The organism is Polynucleobacter meluiroseus (genome assembly GCF_900205755.1).
Lineage (GTDB): Bacteria > Pseudomonadota > Gammaproteobacteria > Burkholderiales > Burkholderiaceae > Polynucleobacter > Polynucleobacter meluiroseus.
This window is the reverse complement of sequence record NZ_OANS01000002.1, coordinates 370105-382358: the sequence shown is the minus strand read 5'-3', so window position 1 is coordinate 382358 and position 12254 is coordinate 370105. Positions and strand designations below refer to the sequence as shown.

Annotated in this window: 9 protein-coding genes and 1 tRNA gene; 9 read left to right on the top strand and 1 reads right to left on the bottom strand. The window is 48.5% G+C overall.

Annotated elements, in window-relative coordinates:
* Positions 1 to 10 precede the first annotated feature (10 nt).
* The 3 genes from CP950_RS05120 (at position 11) to CP950_RS05110 (ending at position 2852) form a co-directional block, all read left to right on the top strand.
* Positions 11 to 460: a CBS domain-containing protein gene (locus CP950_RS05120; protein WP_096672986.1), complete on the top strand. Its 450-nt coding sequence runs from the start codon at positions 11 to 13 to the stop codon at positions 458 to 460.
* Positions 461 to 529: 69 nt separating this feature from the next.
* Positions 530 to 1645, top strand: coding sequence for a chorismate synthase (aroC, locus tag CP950_RS05115; protein WP_096672984.1), 1116 nt, complete (start codon positions 530 to 532; stop codon positions 1643 to 1645).
* A gap of 43 nt (positions 1646 to 1688) precedes the next feature.
* The gene (locus CP950_RS05110) at positions 1689 to 2852 is read left to right on the top strand and encodes an MFS transporter (RefSeq protein ID WP_096672982.1); all 1164 of its coding nucleotides are present in this window, start codon (positions 1689 to 1691) and stop codon (positions 2850 to 2852) included.
* Here the strand turns inward: CP950_RS05110 and CP950_RS05105 are convergent.
* Complete coding sequence (locus tag CP950_RS05105; protein WP_096672980.1) at positions 2833 to 4503, bottom strand: electron transfer flavoprotein-ubiquinone oxidoreductase; 1671 nt, start codon at positions 4501 to 4503, stop codon at positions 2833 to 2835. The genes CP950_RS05110 and CP950_RS05105 overlap by 20 nt on opposite strands.
* A 189-nt stretch (positions 4504 to 4692) precedes the next feature.
* Between CP950_RS05105 and CP950_RS05100 the strand changes: the two genes are divergently transcribed.
* The 6 genes from CP950_RS05100 to thrS all read left to right on the top strand — a co-directional run bounded on the left by CP950_RS05100 (position 4693) and on the right by thrS (position 12231).
* Entirely contained in the window at positions 4693 to 5391 is a 699-nt protein-coding gene (locus CP950_RS05100) for a CoA transferase subunit A (protein WP_096672978.1), read from the top strand.
* A 48-nt stretch (positions 5392 to 5439) separates the two neighbouring features.
* Complete coding sequence (locus CP950_RS05095) at positions 5440 to 6090, top strand: CoA transferase subunit B (RefSeq protein WP_096672976.1); 651 nt, start codon at positions 5440 to 5442, stop codon at positions 6088 to 6090.
* Between the two features lie 35 nt (positions 6091 to 6125).
* Positions 6126 to 7991 carry an alpha/beta fold hydrolase gene (locus tag CP950_RS10130; RefSeq protein ID WP_096672974.1) on the top strand — a complete coding sequence of 622 codons (1866 nt, stop codon included), beginning with the start codon at positions 6126 to 6128 and terminating at the stop codon, positions 7989 to 7991.
* Positions 7992 to 8026: 35 nt separating this feature from the next.
* The gene (locus CP950_RS05085) at positions 8027 to 10057 is read left to right on the top strand and encodes a RelA/SpoT family protein (RefSeq protein WP_096672972.1); all 2031 of its coding nucleotides are present in this window, start codon (positions 8027 to 8029) and stop codon (positions 10055 to 10057) included.
* 18 nt (positions 10058 to 10075) lie between these two features.
* Positions 10076 to 10152 (top strand) — tRNA-Val (locus tag CP950_RS05080).
* Between the two features lie 156 nt (positions 10153 to 10308).
* Entirely contained in the window at positions 10309 to 12231 is a 1923-nt protein-coding gene (thrS, locus tag CP950_RS05075; RefSeq protein ID WP_096672970.1) for a threonine--tRNA ligase, read from the top strand.
* Positions 12232 to 12254: the final 23 nt, after the last annotated feature.

Here is a 12254-nt window from a genome sequence, read left to right as displayed (position 1 = left end):
TTGAGGGTATATGAAAGTTCGCGATATCTTACGCGTCAAGGGCAGCACTCTATTTACCGTAGCACCAGAAACGGCCTTGCAAACCGCAGTGCTAGTCATGAGCGAACACGACATAGGCTCTTTGGTGGTGATGGAGTACGACAAGCTAGTCGGCATGCTGACTTTTCGTGAGGTGATTGCCGCTTTAGCCCGACACCATGGCAAGTTAGATGGCTTGCAAGTGAAAGCAGTCATGAAAGCTGACCCATTGACTTGCAATATGGAAACGGAAATCGATGAAGTACGCCGCATGATGCTCGTCGAGCACGCACGTTACTTGCCAGTCGTGGACCATAAGGTGTTGATGGGAGTGATCTCCTTCTATGATGTGGCGAAATCGGTTGTTGAAGCCCAGGATTTTGAAAATACGATGTTAAAAGCCTATATTCGAGATTGGCCCGAGGGCGCAGAGCAAACCTAGAGTTGATCTCGATTTACCAAAACACACCTTCTTAACCGCGTTTGTTCTGACAAATGACATAATGTTGCTATGTCAGGAAACACTTTAGGCCTTCTTTTTACAGTTACCACTTTCGGTGAATCCCATGGTCCCGCCATTGGCGCCGTTGTCGACGGTTGCCCACCGGGGATGTTGCTCTCCGAGTTGGACTTACAGGCCGACTTAGATCGGCGCAAGCCCGGCACCTCGCGGCACGTCACTCAGCGCAAAGAAGAAGACAAGGTAGAAATCTTATCGGGCGTCTACGAAGGCAAAACCACCGGCACTCCGATTGCGCTTTTGATTCGGAATACGGATCAACGTAGTCAAGACTATGGCAATATTTTGCAAACGTTTAGGCCTGGACATGCAGACTACACCTACCACTATAAATATGGATTACGCGATCCTCGTGGTGGCGGCCGTTCCTCAGCTAGACTTACGGCGCCTGTAGTAGCAGCCGCAGCGATTGCCAAGAAATGGTTGCGTGAGGCTTATGGTACTGAGATTTATGGCTTTATGAGTCAGCTTGGTGAAATCGAAATTCCTTTTGATGATGCTGCAGTGATTGAGAATAATCCCTTCTTTGCGGCCAATACGTCTATGGTTCCGCAACTAGAAGCCTATATGGATTCTTTGCGCAAAGCAGGAGATTCTTGTGGGGCACGTATCGAAGTGCGAGCACGCAATGTACCCATTGGTTTAGGTGAACCCTTATTTGATAAATTGGATGCGGATATTGCCCATGCCATGATGGGCATCAATGCCGTCAAGGGGGTAGAGATTGGTTCTGGTTTTCAATCAATCACGCAACGCGGTAGTGAGCACGGTGATGAAATGCATCCAGACGGTTTTGCTAGCAATCATTCTGGTGGCACCTTGGGCGGTATTAGTAGCGGTCAAGACTTGCAGGTCGCCATTGCCATTAAACCAACCTCGAGTATTTTGAGCCCAAAAGAATCGATTGATTTAGAGGGCAAACCGATGACTGTCCAAACCAAAGGACGTCACGATCCTTGCGTGGGCATCAGGGCTACACCGATTGCAGAAGCGATGTTAGCCCTGGTCCTCATGGATCATGCCTTGCGCCACCGTGCACAATGCGGTGACGTTACACATGCTGTTGCTCCGATTCAGGCGGCACAGTCTGGCTCGAGCCTTGACTAAAACTCTCCTTGCAGTAAGTTTTGACAATGAGCACTAAAAACCCATGACCCCTTCAGTTCGTTGGGCGTTCGGGGCTTTCTTCTTTTTATATTTTGCTTATGTTGGCCTAGTTTCACCATACGCCAGTCTATTCTTTGTCGACCGTGGCTTTAGCGTCTTTCAAGTTGCAGTCCTCATGTCTATGCTGCAAATCACTCGCATCATTGGCCCGTTCTCTTGGGGTTGGTTAGCAGATTATCTTTCAGACCGCATGCGTATTATTCGCTTTTGCGCCTGCTTGGCTGCGGTAGTGTTCCTGTCGATCTATTTCCTACATAGTTATTTAGCATTCTTTATTTGGATGTTTGTATTGCACACGATTCTTAGTAGCTTGATGCCTTTGGGGGAGTCGGCTACTGTGCACGCTCTATTTAAAGACAACTCATTTGATAAACGTTATGGACGTCTACGCATGTGGGGCTCCATTGGCTTTATTGTGATGGTGCTGTGCGCCGGAGAATTATTTCAGCGAGCTGGCATTGAGCTTTATCCAGTGATTGGGACGGTAGTGTTGATAGCGCTAGCAATAGTGTCGTTTCAATTATATGAACCCAAAATTGAGCGGCGCAAGATGATGAAGGGAGAGTTCTTCAGCGTGCTGTTAAATCCTGACGTACGCTGGTTTTTGCTCTCTGGATTTTTTATGGTGTTTGCCCATGCAGTTCTGTATGTTTTTTACTCAATTTACTTGGCTGGCCTAGGCTACAACAAATTTCAAATCGGTTTATTTTGGGCTTTAGGAGTTTCAGCCGAAGTGATCTTCTTTTATTTTCAGAACAAGGTACTCAGTCGCTTAGATCCCGAAGTAGTCTTACAAGCTTCCTTTGGGATAGGTGTAATTCGATTTATCTTAATTGCATTATTTCCAGTTACGTGGGTTCTCATACTTGCACAAGTGATGCATGCAGGGACCTTTGCGGCCCACCATAGCGCGGCAACAAAGCTACTACAACGGTGGTTTACTGGGCCGATGCAGGCACGTGGTCAAGCCTTAATGGCGACAGTGTCTTACGGAATGGGCGGTACGCTCGGTGGACTGTGTGCGGGTTGGTTGTGGGATGCCTCGGTGCCACGCAACGTCTTTGTGATGTCTGCCTTAGCCTGCGGGTTAGCAGGCATGTGCATTCAAAAACTCAGGTCAACTGGGCTTACATCTCAGCATAGTTAGGGCCACCACCACCTTCAGGCGTGACCCACATAATATTTTGGCTGGGATCTTTAATGTCACAGGTTTTGCAATGGACACAGTTTTGCGCATTGATCTGTAAGCGGGCCTTACCATTCTCTTGCACGTATTCATAAACCCCAGCAGGGCAATATCGTTGCTCCGGCCCATCGTAAATTTTGAGATTGAAATTCACTGGTATCGCGGCATCTTTGATTACAAGATGAGATGGTTGATTTTCGGCATGATTGGCATTGGAAATAAATACCGAGGAGAGGCGGTCAAAACTTAACTTGCCGTCAGGTTTTGGGTAATCAATGGGTTGATGCTGCGCGGCCGGCTCTAAGCATTCATGATCGGCATGTTTGAGATGAAGTGTCCAAGGCATCTTACCGCCCAGTACTTTTTGCTCTAAGCCAACCATCAGCGTGCCTAGATAGAGGCCTTTGGACATCCAAGGCTTGAAGTTGCGTGCCTGATTGAGCTCGGTATATAACCAGCTTTTCTTAAAAGCCTGAGGATAAGCTGCAAGTTCATCGCCTGAGCGGTTCTCCTGCAACGCTGCAACTGCTGCTTGCGCTGCTAGCATGCCTGTTTTGATTGCTGCATGACTGCCCTTAATGCGAGAGGCATTCAGAAATCCGGCATCACAGCCGATCAAAGCACCACCAGGAAAAACCATCTTAGGTAAGCTATTTAGGCCGCCAGCTGTAAGGGATCTTGCCCCATAAGCTAAGCGCTTACCGCCCTCAAATGTTCGACGAATTTTAGGATGGAGCTTATAGCGCTGAAATTCTTCAAAAGGGGAGAGGTAGGGATTTTTATAAGAGAGCCCGACAACCAAGCCGACTGCCACTTTATTTTCACCAAGGTGATACAGAAATGAACCACCATAGGTGTCGTTCTCGAGCGGCCAGCCAGCGGTGTGCACTACTAATCCGGGTTTACTTTGCGAAGGCTTCACTTCCCACAACTCTTTAATGCCAATAGCGTAACTTTGGGGGTCGGCATCCGCATTGAGGGAGTAACGCGCGATTAATTGTTTCCCCAAGTGCCCGCGGGAACCCTCGGCAAATAGAGTGTACTTAGCGCGTAACTCCATCCCTAGTTGAAACTGATCGGTGGGCTGCCCCTCTTTATCAAGGCCCATTGAACCGGTGATGACGCCACAAACAGCGCCCGCCTCGTTGTAAAGAATTTCTGCAGCTGGAAAGCCAGGAAAGATGTCAACACCCAGATTTTCAGCTTGTTGGCCTAGCCAGCGCGTGACGTTAGCCAAGCTAACGATATAGTTACCTTCATTTTTAAAGCAGGTTGGCAGCAACCAATCAGGCACCTCTAGGGAGTTGTCTTTGGTTAAAAAGAGGAACTGATCTTGGGTGACCAGCGTATTTAGGGGCGCACCGAGCTCTTGCCAATTGGGAAGTAGTTCAGTTAAGGCCTTGGGATCCATGACTGCACCAGAAAGAATGTGCGCACCGATTTCAGAGCCTTTTTCTAGGACGCAGACTGAGATTTCCAAGCCAGCTCCAGAGGCAAGCTGCTTCGCTTTGATGGCAGCTGATAAACCAGCGGGTCCACCACCAACGATAACAAAATCGTAATCCATGGACTCTCGCGGACCATATTGGGCAACTAATTCTTGGTTGGTCATGCAAAAGTCTCCATTGATTGCTTAAAAGCGTGCTTTTTTATCTGATGTATACCCCTAGTTTAGTTCTAAGCGATAAAATTCACTTAGCTGCCAGCACGAACTCATCCTCCTCTAAGGGCTCGAGAGCTTAGGGCCAAAGCGTTATGATTACTTTTTCTTACTCTTTATAGCAATCTTAGGATAAAAGCCATGAATAAAACCTATCCAACGGCCGTGGATGCCTTGCGCGATATTTTAAAAGACGGTCAAAAACTGGCTGTAGGTGGTTTTGGGCTGTGCGGCATCCCTGAGTCATTAATCATGGCGGTAAAGGATTTGGGTGCCCAAAATTTGACAGCGGTTTCCAATAACGCGGGCGTAGACGGCTTTGGATTGGGCATTCTTCTCAATTCCCGCCAAGTCAAAAAGATGATTGCCTCCTATGTGGGTGAAAACAAAGAATTTGAGCGTCAGTATTTGGCTGGAGAGTTGGAATTAGAGTTCACTCCTCAGGGGACGCTTGCGGAAAAGCTGCGCGCTGGAGGTTGTGGCATTCCGGCGTTTTATACCAAAACGGGCTTTGGCACGCTAGTTGCCGAGGGTAAAGAGGTAAAAGAGTTTGATGGTGAGAAATACATTCTCGAGCGCTCCATTGTTTCGGACATCTCTTTGGTGAAGGCTTGGAAGGCTGATCGCTCTGGCAACTTAGTCTATCGCTTAACAGCGCGTAACTTTAATCCGGTCGTAGCGATGGCTGGCAAGATCACTGTTGCCGAGGTAGAAGAAATTGTTGAGAATGGGGAATTGGATCCTGCAGAAATTCATACGCCAGGGATCTATGTTCATCGCTTGGTACTCAATACCGCTCCAGAGAAGAGGATTGAACAACGTACCTTAGCCGCAGCTTAATTACTTTTAGACGCCCCTTAATTAGTACAGAATATTTAGGAAGATCAAATGCCTTGGAATAGAGATGAGATGGCCGCACGTGCTGCCAAGCAATTAAAAGATGGTTACTACGTTAATTTGGGAATTGGTATTCCTACATTGGTTGCGAACCATGTGCCTAAGGGCATGGAAGTATGGCTTCAGTCTGAAAATGGGCTGCTAGGAATTGGACCATTTCCAACTGAAGATCAGATTGATGCGGATTTGATTAACGCGGGCAAGCAAACAATTACGACTTTGCCTGGCTCCTCCATCTTTTCTTCCGCCGATGCCTTTGGCATGATTCGCGGCGGAAAGATCAATATTGCTTTCTTAGGCGCAATGCAAGTGAGTGAGCATGGCGACATTGCGAACTGGATGATTCCTGGCAAGATGGTCAAGGGTATGGGCGGTGCTATGGATCTAGTGGCTGGAGTCAAGCATGTGGTCGTTTTGATGGAGCATGTTGCTAAAAAGAAAGATGGCACGGAAGAGCTCAAAATTCTGCCTGAGTGCACCTTGCCATTAACCGGCGTTGGCGTCATCAGCCAGATCATTACCGACTTGTGCGTGCTTGACATCACTCCAAAGGGCCTGAAGTTGCTTGAGTTGGCGCCCGGCGTAAGTAAAGAGGAAGTTCTGGCAAAAACAGGTGCCCCTGTAGACGTGAGCGGCTTTTAACTTGAGACCCGGTTTAGTGAAATAATAGGTTCACTATGTCGGGTCATCATCATTCGCCTGCTGCAAAGCATGCTCACTCTCACGAGTCACCGTCGCACAAGCATCACCATGGCGATGCTCACCATTCCCATGCGCGGGAAATATCTAATCAAAATTTACTCCTCATAGCCTTAGTGCTCACGCTTGGCTTCTCTATTGTTGAGATTGTCGCTGCGTACTTTGCCGGATCTTTAGCTTTGATTTCAGATGCGGGCCACATGGTGACTGATTCTGCCGCACTGGGATTGGCGCTACTCGCACAAACCATTTCTGCTAGACCACCGTCTGCAAAGCATTCATTTGGTTTTGGTCGGGCAGAGGCCTTAGCGGCTTTTGTAAATGGCATAGCCATGTTGGCTTTAGTGGTGTGGATTGTTAGTGAGGCGATTTCCCGTCTTTTCACTCCCCACGAGGTAAACGGCTTTACGGTATCGATTGTCGCCGGCGTCGGCATGCTCATGAACATGACAGTTGCATGGGTCTTGTCAAAAGATAAAAGTAGCGTTAACACCCGCGCTGCTTTAGTCCATGTAATGGGCGACTTATTGGGATCAGTCGGGGCGTTGATCGCCGGTTTAATTATTCAATTTACTGGATGGATGCCAGCCGATTCCTTGCTATCCATTTTTGTCTCGATCTTAATTCTGAAATCTACTTTCTCTATCTTGCGCGAGTCGTATCACTTTTTGATGGAGGGCGTTCCGCACCATATTGACTATCTTGAGGTGGGTGGGAATTTAAAAGAGGTTGCAGGTGTATTGGGTGTGCATGATTTGCATGTATGGGAGATGACGCCAAACTTTCCTGCGCTGATTGGCCATATCGAAATTGCCACCATGCAAGAATGGCCAGAGGTCATGACGGGAATTCAAGCCATGTTGTTGGCTAAGCATGGAATTGATCACGTTACTTTGCAAGCTGAAGTGAGCGGGTCCGCTAGTCAATGCGCGAGCCAGCAGTGTGGGGTGGATTTAGAGCAGCATGCACCTGCCACTCAAGTTAGACATCAAGGCGAGCTCTTTTTCGTCAACTGCCACAGCCCCGATGGACCTCATCGGATGGCATACCGTTGTTGGGGTAATCCTGCAAACACGAAGGTCTTGTTATGCGTGCACGGTTTAACTAGGCGGGGGAGCGATTTTCAAACCCTGGCAGAAGCACTTTGTCAGGATTTTTACGTAGTCTGCCCCGATATTGTTGGGCGCGGGGATTCAGATCGATTAACAAATCCGATGCACTATGGCATCCCGCAATATGTAGCCGATATTAGTAGCCTAGTGACGCAACTTGGGGTCCGTCAAATAGACTGGTTTGGTACTTCAATGGGAGGCTTGATTGGCATGGTGTATGCGTCACTCCCACACAGCCCTATTCAAAAAATGCTGATTAATGATGTGGGCCCTCGTATTGAGGCTGACGCAATCAAGCGATTGGGGTCCTATGTGGGTCAGCCGTTTTCTTTCGCTCATCGTGCGGACGCTTTATTGCAGTTAAATATGCTGTGCGCTTCATTTGGCAAACATACCGATGATGAGTGGGAAACCTATAACGGTCCGATGCTAGTTGAAAAAGCAGGCTCATGGGGCATGCACTACGACCCCAATATTGCGATTCCTTTTGCTGCGATTGATCCCGCTTTAGCTCAGGCTGGTGAATTGGCTATGTGGGCTGCTTTTAAGCAAATACACATTCCGATGTTAATCGTCCGTGGCGGTGATTCCGACTTACTATCTGCGGCTACAGTTGCGCAAATGTGTGCAGTTAATTCACATGCTCGCAGCGTGGAAATTCCAGAGGTGGGGCATGCGCCTGCTTTTATTAAGGCGGAACAAGTTGCCATCGCAAAAGCCTTCTTTTGCTAAATTGCTTAACTCCTGTACTTCACTATTAGTTGCCGATGGCAAGCACCCCTGAAACCATAAAAATTATTGACGGCTGGTATGGCGAGCCTGCTCAAGAGCATGCTGATGGGGTATTACAAATTCTGGAAACGCTCCACCTTGACGACGCCAGCTTAATTGCAGCTAAAAATATTGCTCGTACCCATGGACGAGAAGCGCTGATTAAATTAATCGGTGAAGAGCCTGCCAAGTTGTTGATTGGTTACCGTGGGTTACGCCAAGCTCAAGCGAAGTTACTGCGCGCAGATGGGGGTCTCAACATTGCCGGTCAAGAAGAAATGCTGCGCAAAATGTTATTGGCTTTTGGCGATGATTTGCGTGTAGTGCTAATTTACTTGGCCTCCCGCTTGCAAACCTTGCGCTGGATTACTCAAGAAAAAATTGAGATGCCTAAACCCTGGGCCCAAGAGATTTTAGATATTGACGCCTCACTCGCAAACCGTTTGGGTATCTGGCAAATGAAATGGGAGATGGAGGACCTCGCTTTTCGGGTGCTTTCACCGCAGACCTATCGTGACATTGCCAAGATGTTGGATGCAAAGCGCATTGAACGCGACTCTTTTATTGAGCAGATCGTTTTGTGCCTCAAAGAAGAACTGCAAAATGCTGGAATCGTTGCCCAAGTGCAGGGCCGCCCCAAACACATTTACAGCATCTGGAAGAAAATGCAAGGCAAGTCTTTGGACTTTGCGAACTTATACGATGTGCGCGCCTTTCGGGTGCTTGTCCCCGATGTCAAATCCTGTTATGCAAGCTTAGGTTTAGTGCACAACATTTGGCAGCCAGTTCCACGGGAGTTTGACGACTATATTGCGCGGCCAAAGCCCAATGGCTATCAATCCCTTCATACCGTAGTCATGGATGCTGGAGGTACTGCTTTTGAGGTTCAGGTGCGCACACAGGAAATGCATCAACAGGCAGAATACGGACTGGCTGCTCATTGGCGTTATAAGGAGGCTGCCGCTACCGGTGGCACCGTGACACAGCGCCAAGTACGACCCAATATTCAGCACGATCAGAATGCCTCACATCAGGCGGGGACGCATAGTGCTGCTCAGGCTTATGAGAGGCAAATTGCCTGGGCACGGCAGCTGATCTCCTGGAAGGAGGATGCTTGGGAGCAACTCAAACATCATGAAATCGATGACCATATTTATGTCCTGACACCTTTAGGTAAAGTCATTTCCTTAGAGAAGGAATCGACCCCGATCGATTTTGCTTATGCAGTACATACCGATTTGGGGCACCGCTGCAGGGGCGCCAAGCTAGATGGCGCCATGGTGCCGCTAGAAACTGCGTTGAAGAATGGCCAAACCGTGGACATCATTGCTGTGAAGCAGGGCGGTCCTTCGCGTGACTGGATTAGTTCTGATCGACATTACCTGCGCTCACAAAGGGCTCGATCGCGGGTACGGGCTTGGTTTAATGCGCTGGATGACGAAGAGACTGGGCAACATGCGAAGCCAGTGGATCATAAGCTCGACCAGAAGCCAGAGGCGAAGTCAGTAGCTGCGCCTCCTGAATTAGTACTTAAGCAAAGCACGCGCAAATCCACTCAAGGGGGTGACGTCCTGGTAGTAGGGGTAGATTCCCTGCTGACCCAATTAGCCCGTTGTTGCCGCCCCGTGCCACCCGATCCAATATCTGGGTTTATTACTCAAGGACGTGGCGTATCCATTCATCGGCGTGCTTGCAAGACCTTTCGCGGACTGTTAGAGCGGGCGCCTGAGCGGGTCATTCAAACCGCTTGGAATCAAGTTGCCACACAAGAATCTTCTGGGAGTGAAGCAAAACATCTCTTTCCGGCAGATTTAGCCGTGAGTGGTGTAGACCGCCCAGAATTGATGCGGGAACTATTTGAGATTATGACTAGGCAAGGCGTTCACGTGATTGACCTGCGTAAAACAGTGAAGAAGGGGGTTGCTCAAATCCTCTTAACTCTCGAAATTAAAGACTCTGAAGCCTTAAGGCTGGTTCAAAACAGCCTAGAGGAAGTCAAAGGAGTTACCCAAGTGCGCCGCCGGTGATAAACTAGCGCACTTAATAGGCTCGTAGCTCAGCTGGTTAGAGCACCACCTTGACATGGTGGGGGTCGTTGGTTCGAGTCCAATCGAGCCTACCAACGAATAAAGACCCAAAAAGTGCGCGGTTGCCGAAATGCTGCCGCGCATTCTTTTTAATGGGAATGGGGTATCAATACTGTATTTGCTTTTGTTTTACATTTAGCGGCGTGCTTAAAGCGGCTAACTTTAAGAAACATAAATAAGATGGAGTGGTCATGCTGGTAGTAACTCTTCCTGATGGATCAAAACGCGAGTTCGCTGGCCCGGTGCGCGTGCTCGATGTGGCGCAAAGTATTGGTAGTGGTTTGGTGAAAGCGGCTCTTGGGGGTTTGGTTGACGGGCAGATGGTGGACTTAAGTCATCTGATTGAGAAAGACAGTCAAGTTGCCATCATTACCGACAAAAGCCCGGAAGCCTTAGAGATCGTACGCCACTCCACAGCCCATTTATTAGCTTACGCAGTTAAAGAATTATTTCCTGAAGCTCAAGTCACGATCGGTCCTGTGATCGAAAATGGCTTTTACTACGACTTTTCTTTCCATCGCCCATTTACGCCGGATGACTTAGTTGCCCTTGAAAAGAAAATGACTGAGTTGGCAAAAAAGGACGAACCGGTAGTGCGTTCAGTCTTGCCTCGCGATGAAGCTGTCAAGTTCTTTCAAGACCAAGGCGGGTATTACAAAGCAGAAATTATTGCGAGCATTCCTCAAGGTGAGGATGTTTCCTTGTATACGGAAGGCAAGTTCACCGACTTATGTCGCGGTCCACATGTGCCCTCCACTGGTAAGTTAAAAGTATTTAAGCTCATGAAGCTAGCTGGCGCCTATTGGCGCGGCGATAGTAAGAATGAGATGCTCCAGCGCATTTACGGTACTGCTTGGCTAAAAAAAGAAGATCAAGAAGCCCACTTGCATATGCTTGAAGAAGCGGAGAAACGAGATCATCGCCGCCTTGGTAAATTGCTGGACTTATTCCATTTTCAAGAAGAGGCACCTGGCTTGATCTTTTGGCATCCTAAAGGTTGGGCGATTTGGCAAGAAGTTGAGCAATACATGCGCCGCAGTTATCAAAATGAGGGCTACCAGGAAGTGAAGGCCCCGCAGATTTTGGATCGTGGCCTGTGGGAAAAGTCGGGCCATTGGGATAACTACAAAGAGAATATGTTTACGACTGAATCTGAGAGTCGTGCCTATGCCTTAAAGCCCATGAATTGCCCCGGACATGTACAGATTTTTAATTCTGGCTTGCACAGCTATCGTGAGCTGCCATTGCGCTACGGTGAGTTTGGTCAGTGTCATCGCAATGAGCCCTCTGGTGCCCTGCATGGTTTGATGCGAGTTCGGGGCTTTACGCAGGATGATGGTCACATCTTTTGCACGGAAGACCAGATTCAGACAGAAGTTGCGGCGTTTGATCGCGCTGTACGTGAGGTTTATCAGGATTTTGGGTTTACAGAGGTAGCGGTGAAGCTGGCATTGCGACCAGTTAAACGGGTAGGGGACGACGCTATTTGGGATAAGGCAGAGGCGGCACTCCGTGGCGCCTTAACCGCTTCAGGTCAAGAATGGGAAGAGTTGCCAGGTGAAGGCGCTTTTTATGGCCCTAAAATTGAATATCACCTGAAAGACTCTATCGGGCGGACTTGGCAATGCGGCACGATCCAAGTGGATTTCTCGATGCCAGCCCGCTTAGGCGCTGAATATGTCGCCGAAGACAACACCCGCAAGACTCCAGTGATGTTGCACCGGGCAATTGTGGGCTCTTTAGAGCGCTTTATTGGGATTTTGATCGAAAATCACGCCGGTAATATGCCAGTTTGGTTGGCGCCAACCCAGGCAGTTGTCCTCAATATCTCGGAAAATTCAGCTGCTTACGCCTTGCAAGTACAGCAAACTCTGAAAAAACAAGGGTTTAGAGTGGAAGTGGATTTGCGAAATGAGAAAATTACGTATAAAATACGCGAGCACGCATTACAGAAGCTTCCATTTTTGTTAGTTGTTGGTGACAAGGAGCTTGAAAGTAATACGGTGGCCGTTCGTGCCCGTGGCGGAATTGATCTTGGTGTAATGCCTCTTGATAGTTTCGTTGCCCGACTCCAGCAGGATATATCCCAGAAAGTCGGACCCGAGCTTAGCTAGGGGTGGAACAGCTTTTATTGTTT